We start from the raw sequence: 24,490 nt of genomic DNA on the forward strand, positions 1-24,490 counted from the left end.
CCCATCGACGACGAAAGAGCGTGACATGGACGAGAACACCCGCTACCAGGTGCTGCGCAACGACGAGGAGCAGTACTCGCTGTGGCCGGTCGACGTGGAGGTCCCCGCCGGCTGGGGGCCCGTGGGCAAGGAGGGCACCGAGGCCGAGTGCTCCGCCTACGTCGACGAGGTCTGGACCGACATGCGCCCGCGCAGTCTGCGTGAGCGCATGGAGAACTCCGGCGCCTGAGGCGCCACCCCGCCACCAGGGCGCCGGTACGGCGGCACCCGGCCACCCCGCCACCCCGGCGCCCTGGGCCGCGGCAACTCAGCCCGTGCGGCCCCACCCTGTGCCGCATCGCGTCGCCGCGCCGGCCCGGCAGGGCACCCACCCCCTGCTCCACCCCCTGCCCCACCACCTTGCCCCGCGTCCTGCACGAGGAGCCCGCCATGACCCCCGCCCTGCGCACCGAGCGTCTGGATTTCATCCCCTACCGCCCCGAGGACGAGGACGTCTTCGTCGCTCTGCTTCGCAACGAGGAGGTGTGCCGTTGGATGGGCCAGGACCTGGTGCCCGAGGCGGACATCCGTGTCCTGTTCCGCGCGATCCTCACCGAGGTGTATCCGCGGCGCATGTTCGACGTCTGGGGGCTGTGGCAGGAAGGCACCTACGTGGGACACGCGGAGGTGAAGAAGACCGGTAACGTCGACGGCCACGAACTCGTCACCGCGCTCGCCCCCGAGTACTGGGGGAGGGGACTGGGCACCGAGGTGGCCCGTGGCCTCCTGCGCCACGCGGCCGAAAACCTGGGCCTGAAGGAGGCCTACGGCATGGTGGGCGCCGAGAACACCGCAAGCCTGGAGGTGTGCCGCCGCCTGGGCTTCCGCCACGTCCGCGACGTCGTGGGCGACGACGGGGCGGTGACGCGGATGCTGGTGATCCCCACCACTGACGCGACCTGAGGCCCAAGCCGGGCGGCCGTCCGGTGCGGGACCGTTCGCCTTCGTGGCCCAGGAACAGCGCGGTGATCACCGTACGATGATCGCTCCATGACAACCGGGCCCGGAGGTCGACCCATGTCGGAACTGTCCCGTCGCACGGTGCTGCACGCCGCCGGGGCCGGAGCCGTAGCCGTCGCAGGAGGCCAGTGGGCGGCGGGGACCGCCATGGGCGCGGTCCCTCGCCGGCCCCGGACCGGCGACAACCCCGTGGTGCGGGAGAACCGGGCCCCCGGCTGCGACGCGTGGAGCCCCGGCCACGGCGAGAGCCGCGGGGTGGATCCGAGGCGGCCCGAGATCCAGGGGCACGCGGCGATGGCCTCTCTCGCCCCCGGCGAGACTCTCGGCCTGCACCTCGCCTCCCGCACGGCCCGCATCTGCACGGTGGAGATCTACCGTCTGGGCCATTACGACGGCGTGCGCGCCCGCCACCTGCTCACCGCCACCGACGTCCCGGCCGGCCGGCCCTGGAGGGTGACGGTGCCCCGCACCTGGGTGTCCGGCATCTTCCTCGCCGTCCTCACCAGCGCGGGCCGCCACCGGGCCTACGCCCCCTTCGTCGTCCGCGAGCCCGACCGCCCCTGCGACGTCCTGATGGTCGTGCCGCTGAGCACGGCCCACGGCCCGTTCCCCGGCCTCGGCATGCCCGAGGGCTTCGGCACGGACACGGGCGTGTCCCGGTGGCTGGAGGAGACCGGCTACGACGTCGCATACGCGACCGAACAGGACCTGCACGAAAGACGCGTCAACCCCGCCCGGTACCCCGCCGTCGTCCTTCCCGGTGCCCCCGGGGACGCCCGCTGGTCCCGGCAGACCCGCGCCGTGGTGGACCGCGCGCCCGGACGCGCGGTCCTGCCCCGGCCGTTCGCGCTGAGCGAGCCCGGCCGCGCCGACGAGGAGGTACGACGGACCGCGGCCCAGCGGCTGGACCGCATCCTGGCGACCCCGGTCAGCACACCCAGAAGCTGAAGTCCCCGCCGACCCAGCCGACCAGGTTCCGTTTGTCCCAGACGCTCACCTTGCCGTCGGGCGTGACCTCGAACCGCACGGCCATCGTGTCCGCCGTGACGGCCGCCCCGCTCACCACGCCCAGCAGGCGCTGGGTGCGGTCGGGCCGGGCCCGCAGCGGCAGTTGGAAGAGCGCCTCGCCCTGCGCCCAGGGGGCCGTGGCGTCCACCTTGGACAGCGAGAAGTGCAGATGGACCCGGTCGCCGGCGAGCCGGTACTGGGGGACGTAGTTGTCGCTGTTCGGCTTGTACAGCGCGGTGTTGTACGCGATCGGGACCCACGGGTTCGTGCCGGGGTGGGGGAAGCGCGCGAGGTTGAGGTGCCGCACTCCCGTGTCGGTCCGCGCGGCGACGCCGAAGGCCACGGTCGCGGCCGGGTCGCCCGGGCTGTTCTCGAAGGCGCATATGCCCTCGGGCTCCCGGTAGGGCAGGCCGGCGAAGGCGGTGATGTGCTGCGACTGGAGCACCGTGCCGGAGGCCCAGTCCGTGCATGTCACCGTTACGTTGTCCTGCGCCTGGTCGCCGTACAGGTGGTACACGTGGTCGCCCAGACTCGTGTACCCCTGGAGCGTCTTGCCGGACGCGCCGTACGACAGCGTCTGCAGCGCGGTGAACGTTCCGGCAGCGGCGGCCGTCAGCTCGTAGCGGTCGATGCCGCCGGTCGCCGCGGGGGAGGCGGCGTCGTTCGACTGCCAGCGGAAGATCAGCTGCCGCCGGGTCGGGTCGATCGTCGCCGACACCCGGTACACCCCCGTGCGCGGGGTGCGGACCACGGCCCGGTCGGAGGCGTCCGCGGTGCCGTTCGGCACGTACGGGATCCGGGCGACGGCGGTGGCCCAGCCTCCGTTCGGCACGGCATCGGTCCACAGATGGATGCCGGTGGCGTCGCGCTCGACCCCCAGGTTCGCCCCGTGCCCGGCCCGGCCGATGGACATCTTGTCCACCAGGGCCCCGTCGGCGGTGAGCCGCGAGACGGTGACGCGGTCCAGGTCCTCCGGCGTGCCGTCGGGCTGGCACACGTACCAGAGCTGGTCCACGGACTCCCAGTACACCGACTGCGCGACGCTGGCGGCGGAGCCGAGGACGGCACCCGCGAGGAGCGGGGGTGTGACGGCGGAGAGCTTGATCAAGTGACGACTCCTCAGAGGCAGCGGGACAGGCCGAGCCTAACGATCCGGTGCGGGGAGGGTCTCCGCGTCGCGCCGCAGGGCCGGGACACCCCGGCCGTGCGGCTCGCCGAGCCCGAGTGGCCGGGCCGGTGCCAGAGCCACGGGCCGGGTCCGGACCCGTCGCGGAGCGGTCAGCCGCCTGTCAGCTTCTCCTGCAGCCAGTCGAAGACGACCTCGCAGTGCTGCTGCGGCGCCATCGGGGAGCAGTGCAGCTGCGCTCCGGTGGCCCTGGTGAGCTTCACATAGTCCTTGGGAGCCGTCAGCCTGTCGAACATCTGGCGCGGCTGGCCGGGATAGAACTGCTCGTCGTCGTAGTCGAGAACCAGCGTGGGCATCTGGATGCGGCCCACCACGTTCGTGATGTCCAGCGACTCGATGAGTCTGGCGGGGGTGTAGAAGTCGGTGAACATCCTGCCCTTCCGGGCGTCGAGCATCGCCGGCACCGAGAAGGGCTCGATGCGCTTCTTCATCGTCGCGGCCGCGGACGGAGGCAGTTGGGGGACGACCTCCTTGTTCCAGACGGTGTTGGTCTGCTCCTTGTCCGGGGTGAGGATCTTCCGGATCTGCGGGGGAAAGCCCAGCCAGGGATCGAGCACGCCGGGCATCGCCACGAGAGCGGCGATCCTGCTCTCGAAGGCCGCGGCCCGGGGGGCCAGGTCCCCGGCCATGCTCAGCCCGGTCAGGGCGATCTTGCCCGGGTCCACGTCCGAGCGGGCGGCCAGCCAGTCCAAGAGCGGCGTGACCACGGTCTCCCACTGCGGTGTGAAGACCACCTGGTCCACGAAGAGCAGCTGCCCCTGGCCGGGTCCGTCGTACACGAGTGCGTTCCAGCCGCGCTGCAGAGCGGCCGGCACTCCGTAGGTCCACATGTCCACGTTCTGCCCGTCGCTGCCGTTCGTGAGGATCACGACGGGGCGCCGCCGGCCGGAGACGTCCGGCCGGAAGAACCACACGGGCAGCGGAGTCCTCCCGTACGGGACGTTCGCCGTCACCGGTGCCGGGTCGCACAGCTCGCAGAACTTGTCCCAGGCACCGCGCCCGGCCCTGTACAACTGCTCCTCGCTGCCGGGGTCGTCGGAGCCGAGGACGAAGAACAGCGCCTGGCCGTAGTACTGCGCGGCCCGCAGCGCACGCAGTCGTGTGGTCTCCTTCCCGGGCTTGCCGCCCTGGGGCGCCTGCATCAGCTGATCGCCGAGTTTCCTGAAGGTCTCGGTGTACGTCTGCGCGGAGAGCCCTGCATTGTTGATCGTGTTCACGGCGGTGAGCACCTCGCCCACCTCACCGGCGCCGTAACCGGACGCACCGAGCGCGAGGAGCCCGTTGAAGTTGAAGCCCGGGTCCTTGAAGAGCGTCATGACCCCGGGCGTGGGACCGCCCTCCGGGACCGGGGCCGACGCCGTGCCACGGGCAGCGGGCGCATTCCCTGCCGATGCACCCGCTGGGGTGCACCCGGCGGCCAGCATCGCCCCGGCCCCGCCGGCCATCCCGGTCAGCGCGGAGCGGCGGGTGGGGCCGGATGCGCGATCACTCGATACGTACGTCATGTCAGCCGAACGTACGAGCCGCGCCGCCGGGCCCCTGCCCGCGACACCCGCCGTTGCTCCCAACGGGGCCGCACACAGGCCCCTAGTGCCTCGGACGCCGTTCCGCCGGTGTGATCGAGGGTGCAGGGGCTGACGCCTTCAGGAGAGCGTCGACCCCACGACGGGCAGGGGCTGCCGGTGCCCCCGACGGCTGGTCGGCGTTCGAATTTTATCGCACAGGCGTCAGGAACAGGGGTGTCGCGGTGACAGTAGATGACCACCTTGAGGAGGAAGGAAATCTGCCATGGCGAGAGTAGACATCGGGTCGTGCGGGGGGTAGCGTTGTTCTCGTACTCAGGGAGTCCAAGAGGGCGTGGCAGGCATGAACTGCCACGCGAGAACGCCGAGCAGGACGTGGAACGGCAGGCCGGTGCCGGAGCCGGGAAGGATCGGGTCCCGTCGCCGCCTGCCGGGCCGCGAGCGGTACCCGCGTATCCAGTAAGTGCAACCGCGCAACGGAATGAGGTGAGGAGCAGACGCCATCAGGATCGCCCGGGCGAGGACGAATACCCGCTCGGGTACCGCAGGCCCCAGAACGGAAGGTGGTCCACGGTCACGCATTCGCGATCCCCGCAGCTTCGCCCTCCCAGGCGGACCGGCGGAACAGGAAAGCCGGCGTAAGCCAGCCGGCAGATGGTGTTGCAACCTCGGGGCCCGGGCGTGCAGTAGCGCCCGGGCCCCCCGACGCGTCCTTCGAAAGAAGAGGTTTATGCCCCCTGCCAGTCCCCGCCCCGTCAACCCGCTTGACGACGACGACTACCCCGCCTACACCATCGGCCGGGCCGCCGAGATGCTCGGCACCACCCCCGCCTTCCTTCGCGCCCTGGGGGAGAACCGCCTCATCACCCCTCTGCGCTCCGAGGGCGGCCACCGCCGCTACTCCCGCTATCAGCTGCGGATCGCCGCCCGGGCCCGTGAACTCGTCGACGCCGGCACCGCCGTCGAGGCGGCCTGCCGCATCGTGATCCTCGAAGACCAGCTCGAAGAGGCCAAGCGCATCAACGAGGAACTGCGCTCCCAGGGAGCCCGCCAACCCTGGCCCCGGCATGCCCCGGACCTGGCCCGCGAGCCGTAGCCGGGAAGCGTGGTCCCGGGGGAGATGCCAGCGATTTGGGCGTGGCTTTGGTCCACGTTCGAGAGAGACTTGTCACGGCCCTCGATCGTGGTAAGCCTGACATCAATTGGCCTGCAGGGGCACACGAAGGGCATGCATCGGCGCATTCGTACCAGCACCCTCCGCAATGCGACCAGGCGGGTCATCAGGTCGTCTTCCGCTGCCCTGCCCGACGTGTGTCTGCCGCAGATACTCCGCCGCGGGCCGGAGCCGGGTGCGCAGGCCGGCGCCGCCGCTGCAACCCACGGAGGTGCCGGATGAGTGCCCCAGGAGCAACGACCCTGATCGTCCGCGACGGTGGCGGGACGATGATGGGAGTCTTCGGCGAGCTCGATCTGTTCACCAGCGATGAGCTCGGCACAGTTGTCCAGGAGTGTCTGCAGGACCGGCCGGCACGTCTGGTCCTCGACCTTGCCGGGGTGTCGTTCTGTGATGCGGCGGGTCTGAACGCTCTCGTCAGAGGCAAGAATCGTGCCGCCCAGGTGGGGACGGATTTCGTTGTGACGGGGGTGAAGGCGCCGACGCTCGTCCGGGTGCTGGCTGTCACCGGGCTTGATGCGCTGTTCGGCCTGCGGCAGGGTCCGGCCCCGCCGGGCGATGCGCGCGGCGACCGCGGTGCGGCGTGATGAGGGGCCCGAAGAGAGGCCGGCCGCGACCCCTGCGGTTTCGCTGTTCCAGCTCCTCCATGATGCGGCCGTATCCGTATCCGTATCCGTATCCGTGTTCGTATCCGTATCCGTAGCCGGGGATCGTGTCGCCGGCCGCCTCGACGCGGGCACCGGTGTGGACCGGAGCGGCGAGGCGGTGTGCACGCCGCGTGGCGGGCCGCGGTGTTGTGCTCGATGCGCATCGCATCGCCCGGGCACCGTCTGCCGCTGCGACGAGCACAGCCCGCCCTCCCAGGACCGGGGCGGCCGGGGCGCGTTGCCCGCGCGGCGTCAACCATGCTGGTCGGCGGCGGTTTCCCGGCGGCGGCGACGACGGGCGACGGGAAACCCGTCGACGGGCGGCGGGCTCGGCGGGGAGGGTGTTGCCGTCCAGACCGAGCACTACCTGCGACGACGCAGGAGAACCACAAGGGGGAAACCCATGCGCAAGATGATCCGCGGCGCTGCCGCGTTCGCGACCGCGGCGGCCGCCGTCGTGGCGATGAGCGGCGCGGCTCACGCCAAGCCCGCCGACACCTGGGCCGGTTGCCCGGACGGGGCGGTCTGCGTCTACCCGCAGGACCAGGACCCGGCGGTGAAGCCGAGCCTGATCTTCTACAGCTACGGCCCGCACAACCTCAGCAACCAGTACGGCCGTCACTGGGTCCTCAACAACCAGTACGGCGGCGCCACCGCCAGTCTGTGCACCGGCTCGGGCGGTGTCGGCTGCGGCAGCCCCATCGCCCAGGGGGCGGGCGTCTACGCCGACCTCACCCCGATCAACTCCATCACCCTCAACCGGCCGTAACCCCACGAACGGCTGACCGAGGGGACCCCACCCGGGAGCGTCCGGAACCGCACGCCGGTTCCGGACGCTCGTTCTTTCGCGTCGTTCCCGCCGCATGGTTGCGCCGGCTGCCTCACCACGGCAGTAGCCTGGGCTCTCGCCGTCTCACGGCCTGGGCACGCTTGCCATGGGGGACGTCTTGGGAGAGCCGCAGCAGGAAGCCGGCACCGGTCAGCGGTACGAAGCGGAACGGGCAGTGCCGACCACACCGTCCTTTCCGCAGCAGTTGCGACGACGGAGACAGCAGCGTGGTCTGTCGCTGGCCGACCTGGCCCGGCAGACGCACTACAGCAAGGGATATCTGAGCAAGATCGAGACCGGCGCGAAGCGCGCGACCGTCGACGTGGCCCGGCGCTGCGACCAGATCCTGGGCGCCGAGGGCGCACTGCTGCGGCTGGTCCGGGAGCAGCCGCCGGTGGCCCATGGTGACGGCAACGATGTCACCGGTCCCGCCTGCCCCTACCGGGGACTGTCGGCATTCACCACGCAGGACGCCGACCGGTTCTTCGGGCGGGAGCGGGCCACGGCCGCGCTCGTCGAACGGATCTTCAGCAGGGTCGGCGAGGGACCGCTGATGCTGGTCGCTCCCTCCGGCGCCGGCAAGTCGTCCCTGATCAACGCCGGTCTCGTGCCGGCCCTGCGGCGCCCCGGCGGCTTCCCGATGGCCGGTTGCGACCGGTGGCCGGTCGTCACCCTCACCCCCACGGCCCACCCGCTCAAGGAGCTGGTGGAGCGTACGGCGCAGACTCTCGGCGGAAACCTGCACCTTCCCGCCGAGGGGCTGGCACAGGAGCCCGGAGCTCTTCTCAGGGCCGTTGCGACGTACGCGGACGGCTCCCCGGCCGGTCGCCGGGCACTGCCACCCGCCCGGCTCGTGCTGCTGGTCGACCAGTTCGAGGAACTGTTCACCCTCTGTTCCGAAGAGAGTGAGCGGCGTGCCTTCGCCCGTGTGCTCTGCGCGCTGGCCGCTGCGCCGCCTTCGGCCGCGTACGACCCCGCGGTGGTGGTCCTCGGCGTACGCGCCGACTTCTCCGGCCGATGTCTCGAACTGCCCGATCTGGCACCGGTCTTCACCGACGGTCTCTACGTGCTGCCCCCGATGACCACGGCGGAGCTGTGCGCATCCGTCACCCGCCCGGCCGAACTCGCCGGTGTCACCCTCGAACCGGGCCTCCTCCCGCTGCTCCTGCGGGACGCCGGGCTGACGGGCGAGCCCGAAGCGGGACGTGTCCCGGCCGGCGCGCTTCCCCTGGTCTCCCACGCGCTGCTGGCCACCTGGCGACACCGCGAGGGAACCACGCTGACCGTCGCCGGGTACGAGCGCACCGGCGGCATCCAGGGCGCCGTGGCGCGCACCGCCGAGGACGCGTTCGCCCGGCTGTATCCCGCCGAGCAGAAGACCATCCGGCGCATCCTGGCCCGGCTCGTGCACGTCTCCGACGGCACCGGTGCCACCCGGCGCCGGATGAGCCGTAGTGCCCTCATGGCGCAGCCGGCCGACGTGGAGGACGCCGGCGCCACCGCGCTCGACGTCTTCGTGCAGGCGCGTCTGGTCACCGTCGACAGCGACACCGTCGAGATCACGCATGAGGCCCTGCTGCACAGCTGGCCCCGGCTGCGCGAGTGGATCCGCGCAGACCGGGCCGCACTGCTGATCCACCAGCAACTGGCCCATGCCGCCGCCGAGTGGGAACGCGAGGGCCGCGACCCGTCCGCGCTCTACCGGGGCACGCGGCTGGACACCGTGAGTTCCTGGGCCGACGAACAAAACGGCCTCGGCCCTCTCGGCCCCGCCGAGGACGCCTTCCTGCGGGCGAGCCGCCGGGAGGAGCAGGCCCGGCAACGGCAGGCACGGCGTCAGATGCGGCTGAAGCGGGCGCTGGTGGCGACCCTCGTCGTCCTGCTCGGCTGTGCCCTGACGGCCGGGGCCCTCGCCTACCGGCAACGCGGCGAGGCACTCGCTCAGGAGCGCGTGGCACGCTCCCAGGCCCTCGCCGTACAGTCCACCTCCCTGGCGGGCGGCCGGCCCGAGGCATCGATGCTGCTCGCGGAGGAGGCCTACCGCGCCGCCCCGACCGCGGCGGCCCGCGGCGCCCTGCTGAGCACCCAGGCCCAGCCGTTCTCCGCCCGGCTCGGCGGTCACCGCGGAGCGGTCAACGCGGTCGCCTTCGCTCCGGGCGGCCGGCTGCTGGCAACCGGCAGTTCGGACGGCACGGTCCGGTTACGCCGCCTGTCCGACCGCCGTACGATCGCCACGCTCACCGTCCCCGGACGGGTCCGCGCGATCGCCTTCAGCCCGGACGGACGCACCCTTGCGGCGACGGCGTCCGACGGGGCGGTGCGGCTGTGGGGCCCGGGCACCGCCCACCCCGGCACCACCCTGCTGTCCGCGGACACCAGGGGCGCTCGCGCCGTCGTCTTCGACCCGCGCGGTCGCCTGCTCGCGGTCGCGGCCCCCCACGGAATCGATCTGTGGGACACGGCCGGACCGCCCCGGCGTGTCGCCCTGCTGACCGGCCACACCGGGCGGATCGACGCGCTCGCGTACGCCCCGGACGGCAGGACGCTCGCCTCGGGTGGCGCGGACCGCACCGTACGCCTGTGGGACACCGGCGGGAGCGGCCCGCCGGCCGTGCTGCGCGGTCACACCGACGAGGTGCTCGGCCTGGCCTTCGCACCCGACGGCCGCAGCCTGGCCAGCGGGGCGGTGGACCGGACCGTGCGGCTGTGGGACATCCCGGGCCGCCGGACGACGGCGATCCTCACCGGGCACAGTGACGACGTCAACGCCGTGGCCTACACACCCGACGGCACGATGGTGACCAGCGCGGGCGGCGACGGCACGACCAGGCTGTGGGACGTCCGCAGCGGCCGGCTCGTCGCCACACTGGCCGGACACACCGACTACGTGATGTCCGTGGCGGCCGATCCCACCGGCACGCTGCTGGCCACCGGGGGGTTCGACCGCTCCGTCGTCCTGTGGGACCTGCGCAGCCGCCTGCTGGCCGCGCGTCCGTTCACGGAAGTGTCCAAAGTCGCCTACAGCCCCGACGGCCGGATGCTGGCCACCGCGGACGCCGACCACACCGTACGGCTGTGGGACCTGGCCCGGCGCGCAGGAGCGGTGACCCTGACGGGGCACCACGACAGCGTCACCGCCGTGGCATGCGCGCCGGACGGCGCCACCCTGGCCTCGGCCGGCTCCGACGGCACCGTACGGCTGTGGGACGTCGCGACCCGTCGTCCGCTCGCCGCCCTGACCGGTCACCGCGGCGCCGCGTTCGCAGTGGCCTTCGCGCCGGACGGCCGCACCCTCGCCTCGGCGGGCGCCGATGGCACACTCCGCCTCTGGGACGTTCCCGGGCGCCGCCCACTCGCCGTTCTCACCGGCCACACCGACTACGTCAACGACGTCGCCTTCAGCCCCGACGGCCGTACGCTGGCCAGCGCCAGCGACGATCTGACCGTACGGCTGTGGGACGTGCGCACGCACCACCGGCTGGCCACGCTGACCGGCCATACCGGCGCGGTCCGGGGCGTCGTCTTCAGCCCCGACGGCCGTACGCTCGCCAGCTGCGGCAACGACGGCACCGTGCGGCTCTGGGACGCCGCACGGCACCGCCCCGAGGTTTCCCTCACGGGACACACCGGATCGGTGCGCGGCCTGGCCTTCTCACCGGACGGGCGGCTCCTGGCCAGCAGTGGCAACGACCGCACCGTGCGGCTGTGGGACGTACCGGGCCGACGGCCCTGGGCCACGCTCACCGGGCACACCAACGCGGTGTCGGGCGTGGCCTTCGCCCCCGGCGGGCGGACGGTGGCGAGCAGCAGCAACGACGGAACCGTACGCCTGTGGAACCTGGACACCGGGGCACGGCTGGTGGAGATCTGCCGGCTCAGCCGGGAAATGGACCCCGCGGCGCGCCGGGCCCTGCTGCTCGGCACGTCCCTCTCCGGCATGTCCGCGTGCGCGCCGTCGTGAACAACGGCCCTGCTCGGCAGGGGTTTCCCAACGGTTTCCCGTTGCCCGTCGCGACAGGGCCCAGCCGGAGCCTCGACCTGGCGCCGCCGGGGCCGGGACGCTGTTCGCCGCGTCACCTGTCTCCGCACACGTGCGACCACATCAGAAACGGGGGTCCCGGCATGTCCCGGTGCACCGGTGCCATCGGCACACTCATCGCCCTGCTGGCCGTCTTGTTCCTCGCCCCGTCGGCCGTCGCCGCCGACCGGGCGTCCTGGCCGGCCAGAGCGTCCGACGGCGACTGCGGCGTCCTCGCGCCGGGCGCCTCCGCCTCGGCCGAGCGGGCCATCGACGCCGCCTGCGCACAGCTCGCCGCCGGCGTCTGGTACACCTGGGGCGGCGGTCACGAGGCTCAACCCGGCGCCACCTACGGGAAGGTGGACCCCAACGACCCGGCCAGCGAACACGACCCGGAACGGCTCGGCTTCGACTGCTCGGGCCTGGTCCGCTACGCCTATGCCCAGGCGGCCGGCGCCGACATCCTCAACGGAGACGCGAGCGCCCAGTACTACACCTACCGCACCGCGGGCCGCTTCACCGCCGCCCAGGGCCTCGCCCCGCTGCTCCCCGGCGACCTGCTCGCCTACGGCACCTCCCAGGACCTGCACCACATCGCCCTCTACCTCGGAGCGGGCAGGATGGTCGAGGCCCGGCAGTCCGGCACCAAGCTGATGGTCAGTGACGTGCGCCTCGGCGGCGACTACTTCGGTGCCGTCCGCGTCAGCACCGGGACCGTCGAAGGACACGTCTTCCGTACCTGGGGCACCGGGGTCTGGACGAAGGCGCAGCCCTCCACCAAGGCCGCCCGCGTCTACGCCTTCCCCGGCCCGACGACCATCCGCGTCGAGTGCCAGAAGCACGCCGAACCCGTCACCGCCGACGGCTACACCAACGACGCCTGGTCCTACCTGCCCGACTACCGTGCCTGGGTCACCAACATCTACATCCAGGGCCCGGCCTGGCTGGACGGCGTACCCACCTGCACCACCTGATGTCCGCGTCAACGGCCGTGGCCACGTCGGCTCCGCCACCAGCGGGACGCCCTTCGGCCGCGACCGGCACATCGGGGTCCGGGCCGGTACCTCGGGGTCCAGGAGCCGGGGGAGGCGGCGCTGCGCCGGGTGTCCGCAAGATGGACGTCGATGTACCGGCGAGGACCAGTGCGTCCTGAGGGTCGTCGGCCCGGAACGTGATGCGACGGAGCAGGCCGACCCCGCTGAGCGCGGCGCCCTCGCGGGCGAGGACGAAGAGAAGGGCGAGGAAGGCGGACCGGGCGTTGCCGTCGTCGAAGGGATGGAAGAAGCAGACGTCGAGACAGGCGCGTGCGGCGCGTGCGGGCAGGGGGGAGGGGCCGCCCGCCGTCCGTTGCGCTCTCGGCCAGGCAGGCGTCGAGGCGGGCGCGGGTGTCCGGGCCGATGCCGTAGCGCTCCCGGCCCCCCTCCTGGCGAAGGCGGGCAGGTTGCGGAACGGCGGGGGCTGCGGGGTGTCCAGGACGTGCCCGCAGGCGGGTTCGTCGATCGAACCGATCGACGGTGAGGACCGCACTGGACCGCGGGCAACTGTCACTGCGGGGCGACCCCGAGCCGAGCAGTGATCTTCGCAAGAGCCTTTTCGGCAGGGTGCTGTTTGATCAGCCCTTCACGACCTGCGGCGCGCAGCTCCACCACCGCCCCGCCTCCGGGGCCCGCGGCCACCACAGCTGTCACGACGGCGGGGTTCAGCCCACCCATCCCGACACCCACGATCGCCCGCATGGCGACGCCCCCGTCGTCGCGCGCCTGTGTCCCCATCAGATCTCCTGCCCCGGACAGCGTCTCGCCGACCAGCTTGGACGCTGCCGCCACGGTTCCGGGCAGCGAGACAACAGTCGTACTGACGTCCTTCTTCGTCCACTTGAAGCCTCTCGCGGCTCCCCGCGCACCGCCCCGCGCACCAGCTCTGCTCAATCCGCCGAATCCGGTGACCCACCCTCCAGCGGCACCCCCCGCCGAGCCGCCCCTCGCACCGAGTCGCATCATCGCCGCGAGCAGGAGTTCATCCTCGCCGTCCTCGTCGAACACGTCCGCCTCCTCAGCCACACACAACGGAAAAGCCGCATCACCGGCGTCAGGACGGCGTACGGGATCACCAGTCCTATCACCGCCCAGCCCGCTCCGCCCACATCGCGGCCGGTCCCCGACACAACGCCCGCGATCAAGGCCCACCTCGCGGCGGACCGGCGTTTGCGACCGCTTGCGTTCGCGATACGACAGGACGCCCGACAGTTACATGGCGGGACGTCGGTTGCGTGGATCCATCATCTGGACGCGCAGCCTCAACCCGGGGCCGCGGTATCGGCGCCCGCCGGCAGTCCGGACGCCGATACCGCTCGGGTCAGGCCGGTGAGGTGACCGCTCGGCCGAGGTGCCGGGCGAAGAACCGGACCGCGCTGCCGGCCTCGAACCCGGGCAGCTCCTTGTGCCTGCCCGCGTTTGCGTGCCACGTCTTCTTCTTGGAGGCGAAGGCGTCGAACGACGCGAGACCGGACTGGCGCGGGATGTGCTCGCCGTCCCACTGGAGCACGAACCCGATCGGGACGGTGATCTGCTTCGCCGTCTCGGCCAGGGAGCCGGGCCAGTGGAGACCGAACACCGCGGCGGTGCTCCCGGGATCGGCCGCGCTGCCGGGATCAGGACTCCGGACAGGTCCTAGCGGGCGCTGCCGATGTTGCGGTCGGTGCCGGAGCCGTGGAGCATCAGGGTGGTCTCCTCGATACGGCTGAATCGGCCGTCAGACGCGAGGTCGCCGAACACGTAGACCTCCATGCGCACGGTCGAGCCGTCGTTCTTCGTGAGATGGACGGTGTGCCGGTCGGCGTACTTGCCGCCGTCGTACAGCTCATCGTGCACCTGGACACAGCCTTCGGCGACGATGGTGCGCAAGTGGGTGATGTGCTCGAGGAACCCGGCGTGATCGGCCCACTGCCCGTCCGTGCGCTGACGGTACTCCGGGGCGAAGTGGCGGTCGGCAGCCTCATGGACGGTGATGTCGCGGTTGAAGAGCAGGTCGGTGAGGGCGGCCTTGATGCCGGTGCGGGTGGTCATGGGCTTCCTTTCAGGGCACGAAGCAAAGTGCGTGCGCTGCGCACGCATATCTGCCCACTGTAGCGGCCGTTGCGTGCGTAGCGCACGCTATTCTTGGGCTGTGGAGAATCAGGTAGGACATGAGATCGCAGATGCGCTGGGCATCCTGCTCAGGCGCACCACTCGCACACAGCTGCACCAGCGGCTCACCGAGGGCATGGGTGAGGCGGTGGACGAACTGACATACCCGGTACTCAGCGCGCTGGCCCGGACCGGGCCCCGCAGCGCGGCCGACCTGGCCCCCGACGTCGGGCTGGACCGCTCCGGCGTCACCCGCCGCGCCTCCCGGCTGGAGGCCGCAGGCCTCGTCCGCCGCGAGGCGGACCCCACCGACCGGCGTGCACATCTGCTCGTCCTCACCGAGCAGGGCCGACTGACGGTGGCAGAGCTGCGTGCACGTCTGGCTGCCCACATCACGGCGAGCCTGTCCACTTGGCCACCAGGCGAGGCCGAGACGTTCGCCCACCATCTGCGCCGCTTCACCACCGAAGGCCCGTTCGCCTGAAGGTTGTTCCTGGCGCGGGTCAGGAGTCTGCCACCAGGAGCCGATAGCCGACGTCGATGGTGTCGAGCGTGAGCAGGCCGGCGTGACGGCTGTGCCAGCGGCCGCTCGCCAGGTCGTTGCCGAGCGTTGCCAGGCCGGGCGCGAGGGCATCCTCTCCGGACTGGGCGAACATGGAGATGCCGGCGCGCACCTGTGGGTCGAGGTAGGCGTGGGGGCGGCGCCAGTATGCCGCGCCGAACCCGTCCGTGCAGTCGTGCGGGACGTGGACGGTCTCCTGGTGCGCGCCGCCGAGCAGAGTGACCAGCCGGTCGATCGGTATGGCGCGGATGTCGTCGAAGGCGGCGGCCTGCGGAAGGTATTCGCGTACCAGCCAGAACCGCTCGCGGAAGATCTGCTGGTCCCAGGTCAGGATGACGATGCGGCGGCGGGCGACCCGGCGGAGTTCGGCGATGCCGGCCGCAAGGTCGCTCCAGTGGTGGACGGTCAGCAGTGCCATCACGGCGTCCGCGGCGTTGGCGCGCAGTGGAAGGTGTTCGGCGACCGCGCGCACGGCGGGCGCGGACCGGGGTGCGCGCTGGGCGAGCATGACCTGGCTGGGCTCGACGGCGAGGACCGTCTGCGGTGGTTCGTACGAACCGGTGCCCGCTCCTACGTTGATCACGTCCGCGGTGTCTTCGAGCGTGGCGTGAATCTGCGCGGCGATCCGCGGATCGGGCTGCCGGGTCCGGCCGTACGTCGCGCCGAGCGTGTCATAGAGGGCCATGCCTCCCAGTATGGGGAAAGGCCGAGATGCCGAAACCGCTTCGCCGAGGCCACTGGTGCCCTTGTGGACGTGGGGACTTGGGAGGTGTACCGGCCCCAGCCGGCACCGATGTCCGCGCAGGCCGGCCTCCCGTGCGGCAGGCGGTGTCGGTGGAGGTGCCGCGTTCGCGGCATGTGCCGGGAAGGGGTTTGTCAGCCGGCCTCGGTGGACGGCGGTACGGGCCCGGTGGATTGCCGTATGACGAGTTCCGTCCCGAGCATGACGTCCTCGCCGGGTTCTCCGTTGCGGATGTCCATGAACATCCGCATGCCGTAGAAGCCCAGGTCGTTGAGAGGCAGGCGCACTGTGGTGAGGGAGGGCGAGATCAAGGAGGCGATCGGCAGATCGTTGAAGCCGACCACGGAGAGGGCTTCGCCGACGGTGAGGTCGAGCGCGCCGGCTGCGTAGTAGACGCCCAGGGCGATGTTGTCGTCGTCGCAGACGAACGCCGTCGGGCGGGTGGCGGAGGCCAGTACCGCGGCCAGATGGTCCCGGACGTGGCGCGGGTCGAGGGGGCATGACACATGGCTCGCCGCTATGTCGGGATGACTGAGGACGCACTGGTCGAAGACGTGCGCCCGCTCGACGAACGTCGAGGTGGAGCGATCGGCGCGCACGTGCATGATGCGTCGATGGCCGAGCGAGGTGAGGTGGGCCAGGATGTGCGCCATGCCGCCGCCGAGGTCCATGCTGACGGTCGGCGTGTGACGGGTCGGGATGTCGTCGAGGATCACCAGCGGGAGTCCGATGCGCAGATCGGCGACGTCGTCGGCCGACATCGAGCAGGCCAGCACCCCGTCGATTGCCTGTTTCGGCACGGGAAAGGGCCCGCATCCGTCCTCCGCGCTCAGCGGGAACACCACAACGCCGATGCCGTTCGCCGCGCCCGCCCGGGCGGCGCCGGCGTGCACGGCGGAGAAGGCGGGGTTCTCCAGTGTCGGTACGACCAGAAGGACGGTTCCGGTGCTGCCCAGACGTAGGCTGCGGGCAGCCTGGTTGACCTGGTAGCCGAGTTCGCCTGCCGTCCTCATCACGCGGCGGGCGGTCTCCTCACGGATCCTGCCCTTCCACTTGCCGTTCAAGACGAGCGAAACGGTCGACTGCGAAACCTGCGCCATGCGTGCCACGTCGGTGGCGGTCACGGCACGAGGGGCTTCGGGTCCTTTCATCCGTATATCCGTCCACAGTTTTCAATTGGAATTCATTCCTGTCAATGGAATGAGTCGGTCGCAGATGATTTCGAGATCTTCCAGGCCGATCTGCCGCAACCTGGGGCGTGTTGGCGGCAATGGCGTCGATAATCCCGAGGGAGCGACTGCAAGTCAAGCGCAAACAGGCGCGCCGATGAGCCTCGGGTCGTCCGGCTCGCGCGGCTGGGTCTCTCCCGGGTTGCGCATCATGACAAAGTCGCTGAAATGGATGGGCCGTCCGGCTGCCGGGCACGGAGCGGACCCCTCTGGCGCATGGTTGGTCGAGTGCGGGGATCGCGCCGGCGCCGACGGCCGGAGGGCTCGTGCCGACGGTTGGGGGGCTCCTGCCGCCGGCGGATGGGCAGCGCTGGGGCTACGCCGGTGGCCGCAGTGTGTCCCCGAGCGGTGCTGCGTCCGGGCAGCCCCCGCGGGAGCAGCCGCAATGACGGACGGGGCCGCCTGGGGGAGTCCGTGTCACGCTCACCGAACTACGGTGTCCTGCGGCTGTGGTGCCGGGGTGGACCTGCCGGTCGCTGCGACAACAGCACATCCGGCAACCGCGAGCGCTGCCCCGGTGAGAAGACAGGTCCGTATGCCCGTCTCGGACAGCGGGTCGCCGGTGGCGAACTCACTCACGACCAGCAGGAGCGCCAGTCCGCCCGCGACGCCGAGCTGTTGGGTCGTGACGAGCAGACCGCCCGACACACCGTGCTCGTCGGGATTGAGGCGGGCCGCCGCGGCGACCGCGGTGATCACGGCGACCAGGACCAGTCCGAACCCGGTGAGGCAGGTTCCGACCAGGATGCACGCGGCCGCCGGCACGCCGCCCATGGGGGTGCCGGTGAGCGCCACCATCCCCGCGGCGATCCCGGCGAGTCCGACGCAGCAGGCCCGCACCGTGCCCAGCCGGCCGTGCAGGGGCCGTGCTGCCCGGGCACCGAGCGCGGCGGCGGCCGCGTCCGGCACGAGCATCAGGCCGGTCGTCAACTCCGGCCAGCCGAGCACGGTCTGCATGAAGGTCGCCACGAAATACACCATGGACCCGCCCGCGGCCGCCGCCCACGCACCGGCGATGTTGGCGTGCAGAACCGGCCGCCGGGTCAGGAAACCACGCGGGAGCAGCGGCATTTGCTGCCTCTTGTGGCGAACCCGCAGGGCGAGGGCCGAACCGGTGGAGAGCAGGAGACACGCTGTGAGGGTCCCCGGCCGTGAGAGGGCCTCGGGCGCCAGCGAGAGCACCATGATGCCCGCCGCGGCGCAGCCCGCCAGGAGGACCGCGCCGACGGCGTCCGGGCGGGCCGACACCTGGGGCCGGCGCTCCGGCACCCACCGGAGGGTCATCACGGCGGATGCCGCCGACAGGACGGCACACGTCCAGAAGACGGCCGGCCAGCCGGCGACATCGGTGATCACACCGCCGAGGGCCGCCCCCAGAGCGAACCCCAGCGATCCTGCCGCTCCCCACCAGCTCAACGCCACCAAACGCCGATGCCCCGAAGTGAGGGAGGTGACCAGGGCCAGCGCGGCGGGGGTGGCGAAGGCGGCAGCCGCACCCTGGAGGACCCGTAGTGCGATCAGGAGCCCGAACGCCGGTGCGGCGGCGGCCGCCATCGAGGCGACGGTGAAGGCGGCCAGTCCGCACAGCAGCAGCCGCCGGGGCCCGTAGGCGTCGGCGAAGCGGCCCCCGCACAGCAGGACGGACGCGTACGCCAGGGCGTAGCCGGACAGCACCCACTGCAGGCTCTGCGCACCGACATGGAAGTCCTGCCTGATGTCGGGCAGTGCGACATTCGCGATGGAGAACTCCAGTGCCACCAGCAGCTGCACCGAGCAGAGCGCGACGATGGCCTGCCCCAGGCGGTCTGCACGGCTCATCCGGCCGCCCCGTCCACTGGCTCGCGAGTGAGGACGGGCAGATGGACCAGCGAGGTCACCGAGGGGCGGCGCTCTCCTTCCGTGGCGACGGCCAGGGTCTGCACGACCTCTCCGCCCGCCGCGCCGACCAGCGCCTGGAGAGCGCGGAGTGTGCCGCCGCTGCTGACGACCTCGTCGACCAGGGCGACCCGCCGACCGGCGATCACGGCGGCATCGTCTTCCCCCAGCACCAGTTCCTGCTCGCCCGCGGTCCCTATGGTGCGCACGGGGACCCGGATCGGTGCCGCCATGTTGGGGCGGACCTTCTTGCGGACGACGACACAACGCCTGTTCGTCCGCCGGGCGAGCAGATGTGCCAGCAGGATGCCGCCGGACTCCGGGCCCACGATGACGTCGGCGTCGCCGGTGAGCCGATCGGCCAGGGCCGCGGTCGCCACGTCCAGCAGCTCGAGGTCGCCGTACAGCTTCAGGAACGCGATGGAGACGTCGTCACCGACCGGTACGACGGGAAGATGACGCTGCAGGTCGCCGATGCGGATCGTGTGAACAGCCATGATGCTCCTTGTCAGAGGGGGGAGGAGGCGAACCCGGCCAGCGCGCTGCGCAGCTCGGGCAGCCGGTTGAGGCGGTCGGAGCGGTGCGGGAACACCGTGCTGCCGAGGACGAGCAGGTCGGCGCCGGCCGCGGCCATGCGGGGCGCGGTCTCCGGGCCCACCGCACCGTCGACCTCGACCTCCTCGACCAGGCCGGTCGCGCGCAGCCGGGACGCCTTGCGGACCGTCTCCAGCGCTTCGGGCCGGAACGGGCGGCCGGCTCCGCCCGGGACCACACTCATGATCGTGAGGCGGCGCGGGCGGATGCTCTGGACGGCCGGTAGGGAGATCGGTTCGCCGGGGTCGACGGCCAGTGCGACCGCCGTGCCGTTGCCGCCCACGTCCCGCAGCGCGGCGCCGACCTCGGCCGTCAGTGAGCGCTGGTGCACACAGACGCTGGTCGCGCCGCGGGCCGCCGCCTCGCGTACGGCCGGTTCGGGACGGGTGAGCATGATGTGCACGTCGATCGGCAGGTCGCAGGAGCCGTGCAGATCGCTGATGGCCTCCAGAGGGAGCCCGAGGCCCCCGCCGAACGCCGGGTCCACCAGGTCGACGTGCAGGCGTGCCACACCCAGTGCGTGCAGGGTTTCGATGTGCTGTCCCAGCCGCGTCTGGTCCAGGCAGACCACGGAGACGGCGAGTTCGGGACACCGCGTGCCGGCGGCGGCGCCGGGATGGTCAGTGACGAGGGTCATGGGGCGGTCCTTCGATCCGGTCGTGCGGCCTGGCTGCTCAGCCATGGGGTCAGCGCGGGTGCCATCCAGGGGATCGCAGCGGTGAACGAGAGCCCTTCCACACAGGGCCGTTGGCCGGCCGCGTCGGTGGTGTGCACGCTGCGGATCGCCCCGCTGCCCAGGAGTCCGCCGAGCCGCCGTGCGCCCGACGGGGTCAGCCTGAGATGGGTGGCGATCACGTCGATCCGGGCGGCGGGGCTGTGTTCGCGGATCGCGGTCGTGACCGTCTCCACGGTCGCCGCACTGGTGATCAGGTCGTCGACGACCACGGCGTGCCGCACGTCACCGATGTCGTGCGGCGCGCGCAGCGCGACGTCCACCTGCTCCGGGCCGAGGCGGCGCTTGTCGGCCACCAGCAGGGGCCGGTCCAGTGCCGCGGCGAGCATGGCGACCTGGTCGGCGGCACCCCGGTCGGGAGCCACGAGTACCGTGCTGCGGCCGGTGAGGGGGCGCAGCAGGTCCAGGTGCAGCTCGTGCACGGGCAGGAAGGTCAGCCGGGTGCCGCTCCGGGCGAACAGGGACCCCAGCAGGTTCTCCGCGCCCGAGGCGATGGTCACGACGTCGTTCAGGCCGGCGGCCGTTGCCAGATCGGCCAGCAGGCCGGCCATCACCGGACGGCGCTGGCCGGGCACATGCCGGTCGTGCCGGGCGTATGCGAGGTGCGGGAGCACGGCCGCGATGCGGCCGGCGCCGTGTTCCCGGTAGGACCGGGCCGCCGCCAGAAGGCTCATCAGCGATGCGTCGGCGGGAGTGTGCGTGCCGGTGACCGACTGGCAGAGCAGGACGGTCCGGCCGGACGGATCCTCCGGCAGGTCGATGCACAACTCGCCGTCCGGGAAGCGGCCTTCGAAACCATGATGGGTCCTGACGTGCCAGCCGGCGTCGCGCAGGGCTCCTTCGACGAACGGTGCCTGGTCGGGGAAGTCGGTGGTGAAGCCCTGGCAGAACCCGACGATGATGCCGTGTGGGGTCATGGCTGGGACTCCGCCACGGCGAACAGGCCGCGCACGGCTTCGTGGATGTCGTCGCCGTCGTAGGTGCGGGCCGCCAACTCCCTGAGGTTGGCCGAGGCGTTGACGGCCACGGTTCTGCTCAGGGTGCGAAACAGCGGGACGTCGGAGTCGGAGTCCCCCAGGGCGATGATCTGTTGCTCCTTCAGCCCGAGGTCCCGCCGAAGCCGTCGTACGATCTCCGGTTTGTCCTCGGGATTGAGGATGTCGTGCGGATACGAGGACGCGAAGACGTGGTCGAAGCCCGTGAAACACTCGGCGAACGGGCGGGGCGCCATGGTGATCAGGCATGTGACGACCGAGCGCTCCCGCAGCCAGGCCAGGGCATCCTCCAGCCCGCCGATCCGTGGGCAGCCGGCGAAGGCGTGCTGATAGAGGCCGGGTCCGGCGTGTGCCCACGACTCCAGGCACCGCTCGGCGAACTGGGTGCTGTCGATGAGCTGGTCGCGGTATGCCTGCTCCAGTTGTTCGACAGTCGACACGTCTCCGGCGGCGAGCCCGATCTGGCGGCAGGCCGTGGTGTCGGGCAGCAGGGTGCCGTCCATGTCGAAGACCGCCAACCCGGCCGGGATCCGGGCCGTTTCGCCGGCCGGGCCGGAGGGGCCGTCGATGAGATGCGCCATGATCCCCCCTCACACCATCGAGAAGAGATGCGGAAGGCTTCGGTGATGTGCCAGTGAGTCCAGCAGGTCACCGGGATCGGCCCGGACGATGACATTGTCCAGGTAGCGCTGATGCACGAAGCCCTCGTCGGCCGCGTGCCGGAGGTAGCCGAGCAGGGGCTGGAAGAAGCCGTCGGTGTCGAGCAGGGCGCAGGGCTTGCCGTGCAGGCCCAGCTGAGCCCACGTCAGTACCTCGAAGAATTCGTCGACCGTGCCGAAACCGCCGGGCAGCGCGACGAAGGCGTCACCGAGCTCGATCATGCGGGCCTTGCGGGCATGCATGTCGGGTACGACCTCAAGGCGGGTGAGGCCCTGGTGCGCGACCTCGTGACCCACGAGCTTTTCCGGGATGACACCGACGACCGGGGCGCCACCCTCCAGGGCGGCGTCGGCAACGGCCCCCATGAGACCGGTGGACGCACCTCCGTAGACGATCCCCAGCCCCAACGCGGCGACGGTCCGGCCGAACTGGGCTGCAGCGTGATGATGCGATGACCGTCGTCCACGGGAGGCACCGCAATACACCGTGACATGGCGCACGAAGAAGTCCTGTCTGAGAGAAACGCGGGAGAGATGAGTGCTGCCGGAGGCGGTTCGGCCCACGGCAGCCACACCGGCAGGCACAGGCCGATAGCGCCGCTTCCGGAGCGATGGGCCCCAGGAACCGGCCACACAGGAGCGCAGGGGTGGCCTGCGGCCGCGGGAGCCGACCGCTGTAAGGCGAACGGGCAGCGAATGGACCGCGAACGGACCGCGAATGGACCGCGAATGGACCGCGCACCGGGACTGCCGCTACAGCGGCGCCGCCCGTTCTTCGCCGGTGCGGCTGGTCTTCCGCACATGAACGGCTGAAAGGTGCGGTTCATTCATTCGGCCAACGGCGTGCCGAGGCCGCATTGCCCCTCCGTCGTCGGAGATGGCGGGAAATCGGCTCCGCGCATTTCCTGATCTCGACGTCAAAAGCGCCGTGCGTGGTCGAGCACGACCAGGATTCAGCCACATGGCCGGGTGTTTGCCGCATATATCGAGCCAAGTGCGGCGTCCGTTCCGGGTGCGGCCCGTACCGGCTGTATTTGGTGAGGGGACCGGGTAGTAAGTCGTCGCCTTGGGCAGCGTGTGGGGGCATGTTCGCTCCGTCCGCGCAGGAGGGGGCCGCTGCGGTTGCCGCAAGCCGGCCTCACGAGTCCGTCATACGTATGAGCAAAAGGACTGTAGCGCACCACGAGTGGCCAACGTCCAGTAATGATCGGGTACTTGTCACGCAGTCATGCGTATGACTACCCTCGTCCCCGTTCGAAGTGCTCCCTGCTGTGAACGCGCTTCGTGGATGGGTCGGCCGGGTCTGCCGGGTCTGTCGACGGCGCACGGTCGAAGCGTTGAGCATTCAATTTCCTGGGAGTGTGTATTCCCCGCCGACTCGCACGCCGGGTCGGTTCTGCACGTGAGCGTGACACTTCGTCTTCATCGAGGGGGCGGTTCCACGTGAGTCAATCTGTCCAGCTTCTTGTCGATACCCTTCTCGTGCTCGGGTTCGGAGTTCAGCACTCCGGACTCGCCACGCTGAGGGTCAAACGCACGGTCAAAACCAAGACGGGCATAGAGCCACTGGCCTGGCGGTCCGTCGAATCACTGTCCAACGTCTTATACATCCTGGTGGCGGCCGCACTCTGGCAGCACACCAGCAACGTGGTCTGGGACCTGTCCGGGATACCGATGGTCGTCATGTACGGCCTAGCCGTCGTGTCATGGCTTTGGTACTGGCAGCTTCACCTGTTCGAGTACGACTGCGGTCTCGCCTTCGGGTCGACGACCCTCGTCGCCCAGACCGCCGGCGCTCCGGGCCCCAAACTGATCAACTGGAAGGTCGGCAGCCGCCGCTGGATCCGGTTCCCCGTCCACACGGCCTTCTTCGGCATGTTCTTCCTGCTGCCGACCATGACCACCGACCTGCTGGTCCTGGCCATCGTCCTCAACATCTACAACGTCATCGGCAGCATCCTCTACGACAAGCGCCTGATCGCCATGGCCGGTGAGCCCTACAAGCGCTACATCGACGTGACGGGGCTGATCTTCCCGCCGGTGTACCGCTGCCCCCAGGGCGCGGCCGACCTGCCGCTGGCAGCCCCCGCGCACTGGCGCAGGCCGGCGATGCACCTGCCCGGCCTCGTCGTCGGCATCGGCCTCGGCGTTCTCTACTACGCGCTGATCGGCCCGCACGCCGTCACCCCGACGGACATGCTGCAGGCGGGTGGCGCAGGGCTGCTGGGCGCCGTCCTCAGCGGCCTGGTCCTCGGCACCGTCCTCAAGCCCAGCGCGTCCGACTGGGCCCAGCAGCAGACCGACCTGTCCACCACCGTCGCCCTCAACGCGGCAACCGGTGTGGTCACCTGGGCCGTCATCGGCTGGGCGCAGACCGGCACGGCGCCTTCGTTCGCCGCCTTTCTGCCGCTGTGGTTCATCGTGCAGTACCTCGGCCATGTCTTCGCCTTCCTCGCCAACCGCGGGAAGTGGACGGCGTCGCTGGGCGAGTCCGAGCCGGCCGGGCAGTCCCGGATGCAGCCGGCCGCACCGGCCAGGCAGCAGGCGGGCGCTGCCGCGGCAACGACAACTCCCGGAGGCATTCGTTGACGG

General features: G+C 71.1%; 24 protein-coding genes. 10 read left to right on the forward strand and 14 right to left on the reverse strand.

Features of this window, described 5'->3' with window-relative positions:
• Positions 1–25: 25 nt before the first annotated feature.
• The 3 genes from ACH4UM_RS25920 (at position 26) to ACH4UM_RS25930 (ending at position 1,947) form a co-directional block, all read left to right on the forward strand.
• Positions 26–229: an MbtH family protein gene (locus tag ACH4UM_RS25920; RefSeq protein ID WP_398183813.1), complete on the forward strand. Its 204-nt coding sequence runs from the start codon at positions 26–28 to the stop codon at positions 227–229.
• A gap of 200 nt (positions 230–429) precedes the next feature.
• A complete protein-coding gene (locus ACH4UM_RS25925; protein WP_398183816.1) occupies positions 430–942 on the forward strand; it encodes a GNAT family N-acetyltransferase in 513 nt (170 codons plus the stop codon).
• A gap of 114 nt (positions 943–1,056) precedes the next feature.
• A complete protein-coding gene (locus tag ACH4UM_RS25930) occupies positions 1,057–1,947 on the forward strand; it encodes a N,N-dimethylformamidase beta subunit family domain-containing protein (RefSeq protein ID WP_398183819.1) in 891 nt (296 codons plus the stop codon).
• Here the strand turns inward: ACH4UM_RS25930 and ACH4UM_RS25935 are convergent.
• The gene (locus ACH4UM_RS25935) at positions 1,928–3,115 is read right to left on the reverse strand and encodes a hypothetical protein (RefSeq protein WP_398183822.1); all 1,188 of its coding nucleotides are present in this window, start codon (positions 3,113–3,115) and stop codon (positions 1,928–1,930) included. The two genes, ACH4UM_RS25930 and ACH4UM_RS25935, sit on opposite strands and share 20 nt — an antisense overlap.
• Before the next feature lie 170 nt (positions 3,116–3,285).
• Entirely contained in the window at positions 3,286–4,509 is a 1,224-nt protein-coding gene (locus ACH4UM_RS25940) for an alpha/beta hydrolase family protein (RefSeq protein WP_398183825.1), read from the reverse strand.
• Positions 4,510–5,446: 937 nt separating this feature from the next.
• Here ACH4UM_RS25940 and ACH4UM_RS25945 point away from each other — a divergent pair.
• The 5 genes from ACH4UM_RS25945 (at position 5,447) to ACH4UM_RS25965 (ending at position 12,358) form a co-directional block, all read left to right on the forward strand.
• Positions 5,447–5,812: a MerR family transcriptional regulator gene (locus ACH4UM_RS25945; protein WP_398183828.1), complete on the forward strand. Its 366-nt coding sequence runs from the start codon at positions 5,447–5,449 to the stop codon at positions 5,810–5,812.
• A 296-nt stretch (positions 5,813–6,108) separates the two neighbouring features.
• Positions 6,109–6,477 carry an STAS domain-containing protein gene (locus ACH4UM_RS25950; protein ID WP_398183831.1) on the forward strand — a complete coding sequence of 123 codons (369 nt, stop codon included), beginning with the start codon at positions 6,109–6,111 and terminating at the stop codon, positions 6,475–6,477.
• 463 nt (positions 6,478–6,940) lie between these two features.
• Positions 6,941–7,306, forward strand: coding sequence for a hypothetical protein (locus ACH4UM_RS25955; protein ID WP_398183833.1), 366 nt, complete (start codon positions 6,941–6,943; stop codon positions 7,304–7,306).
• A 166-nt stretch (positions 7,307–7,472) separates the two neighbouring features.
• Positions 7,473–11,327: a helix-turn-helix domain-containing protein gene (locus ACH4UM_RS25960; protein ID WP_398183836.1), complete on the forward strand. Its 3,855-nt coding sequence runs from the start codon at positions 7,473–7,475 to the stop codon at positions 11,325–11,327.
• Positions 11,328–11,488: 161 nt separating this feature from the next.
• Positions 11,489–12,358 carry a C40 family peptidase gene (locus ACH4UM_RS25965; protein ID WP_398183838.1) on the forward strand — a complete coding sequence of 290 codons (870 nt, stop codon included), beginning with the start codon at positions 11,489–11,491 and terminating at the stop codon, positions 12,356–12,358.
• On the opposite strand, the gene ACH4UM_RS25970 is transcribed toward ACH4UM_RS25965, so the two are convergent.
• The 4 genes from ACH4UM_RS25970 to ACH4UM_RS25985 form a co-directional block, all read right to left on the reverse strand.
• Positions 12,297–12,932 (reverse strand): Fic family protein, encoded by a 636-nt coding sequence (locus ACH4UM_RS25970; protein ID WP_398183841.1) that lies wholly within the window; start codon positions 12,930–12,932, stop codon positions 12,297–12,299. The genes ACH4UM_RS25965 and ACH4UM_RS25970 overlap by 62 nt on opposite strands.
• The gene (locus ACH4UM_RS25975) at positions 12,929–13,426 is read right to left on the reverse strand and encodes a hypothetical protein (protein WP_398183844.1); all 498 of its coding nucleotides are present in this window, start codon (positions 13,424–13,426) and stop codon (positions 12,929–12,931) included. Before ACH4UM_RS25975 ends, ACH4UM_RS25970 begins: the two co-directional genes overlap by 4 nt.
• Before the next feature lie 313 nt (positions 13,427–13,739).
• Positions 13,740–13,997 carry a hypothetical protein gene (locus ACH4UM_RS25980; protein ID WP_398183847.1) on the reverse strand — a complete coding sequence of 86 codons (258 nt, stop codon included), beginning with the start codon at positions 13,995–13,997 and terminating at the stop codon, positions 13,740–13,742.
• 56 nt (positions 13,998–14,053) lie between these two features.
• Positions 14,054–14,449, reverse strand: a complete 396-nt coding sequence (locus ACH4UM_RS25985; RefSeq protein WP_398183850.1) for a nuclear transport factor 2 family protein — start codon at positions 14,447–14,449, stop codon at positions 14,054–14,056.
• 100 nt (positions 14,450–14,549) lie between these two features.
• Here ACH4UM_RS25985 and ACH4UM_RS25990 point away from each other — a divergent pair, with 100 nt between their 5' ends.
• Entirely contained in the window at positions 14,550–14,993 is a 444-nt protein-coding gene (locus tag ACH4UM_RS25990) for a MarR family winged helix-turn-helix transcriptional regulator (protein ID WP_398183853.1), read from the forward strand.
• 19 nt (positions 14,994–15,012) lie between these two features.
• Here the strand turns inward: ACH4UM_RS25990 and ACH4UM_RS25995 are convergent, their stop codons facing one another.
• The 8 genes from ACH4UM_RS25995 to ACH4UM_RS26030 form a co-directional block, all read right to left on the reverse strand.
• The gene (locus tag ACH4UM_RS25995; protein WP_398183856.1) at positions 15,013–15,756 is read right to left on the reverse strand and encodes a class I SAM-dependent methyltransferase; all 744 of its coding nucleotides are present in this window, start codon (positions 15,754–15,756) and stop codon (positions 15,013–15,015) included.
• 191 nt (positions 15,757–15,947) lie between these two features.
• Complete coding sequence (locus ACH4UM_RS26000) at positions 15,948–16,937, reverse strand: LacI family DNA-binding transcriptional regulator (RefSeq protein WP_398183859.1); 990 nt, start codon at positions 16,935–16,937, stop codon at positions 15,948–15,950.
• Positions 16,938–17,465: 528 nt separating this feature from the next.
• Entirely contained in the window at positions 17,466–18,860 is a 1,395-nt protein-coding gene (locus ACH4UM_RS26005) for an MFS transporter (protein ID WP_398183862.1), read from the reverse strand.
• Positions 18,857–19,414, reverse strand: a complete 558-nt coding sequence (locus ACH4UM_RS26010; RefSeq protein ID WP_398183865.1) for a phosphoribosyltransferase family protein — start codon at positions 19,412–19,414, stop codon at positions 18,857–18,859. Before ACH4UM_RS26010 ends, ACH4UM_RS26005 begins: the two co-directional genes overlap by 4 nt.
• 11 nt (positions 19,415–19,425) lie before the next feature.
• Positions 19,426–20,148, reverse strand: a complete 723-nt coding sequence (locus ACH4UM_RS26015; RefSeq protein WP_398183868.1) for a ribulose-phosphate 3-epimerase — start codon at positions 20,146–20,148, stop codon at positions 19,426–19,428.
• Positions 20,145–21,161: a ribose-phosphate pyrophosphokinase-like domain-containing protein gene (locus ACH4UM_RS26020; RefSeq protein ID WP_398183871.1), complete on the reverse strand. Its 1,017-nt coding sequence runs from the start codon at positions 21,159–21,161 to the stop codon at positions 20,145–20,147. Before ACH4UM_RS26020 ends, ACH4UM_RS26015 begins: the two co-directional genes overlap by 4 nt.
• The gene (locus ACH4UM_RS26025; protein ID WP_398183874.1) at positions 21,158–21,820 is read right to left on the reverse strand and encodes an HAD family hydrolase; all 663 of its coding nucleotides are present in this window, start codon (positions 21,818–21,820) and stop codon (positions 21,158–21,160) included. The genes ACH4UM_RS26020 and ACH4UM_RS26025 overlap by 4 nt, the downstream gene beginning before the upstream one ends.
• A gap of 9 nt (positions 21,821–21,829) precedes the next feature.
• A complete protein-coding gene (locus tag ACH4UM_RS26030; RefSeq protein WP_398183877.1) occupies positions 21,830–22,399 on the reverse strand; it encodes a TIGR00730 family Rossman fold protein in 570 nt (189 codons plus the stop codon).
• Positions 22,400–23,380: 981 nt separating this feature from the next.
• Between ACH4UM_RS26030 and ACH4UM_RS26035 the strand changes: the two genes are divergently transcribed.
• Positions 23,381–24,487: a hypothetical protein gene (locus ACH4UM_RS26035; protein WP_398183880.1), complete on the forward strand. Its 1,107-nt coding sequence runs from the start codon at positions 23,381–23,383 to the stop codon at positions 24,485–24,487.
• Positions 24,488–24,490 lie beyond the last annotated feature (3 nt).

The sequence above is a fragment of the Streptomyces sp. NPDC020801 genome, assembly GCF_044334385.1.
Classification (GTDB): domain Bacteria; phylum Actinomycetota; class Actinomycetes; order Streptomycetales; family Streptomycetaceae; genus Streptomyces.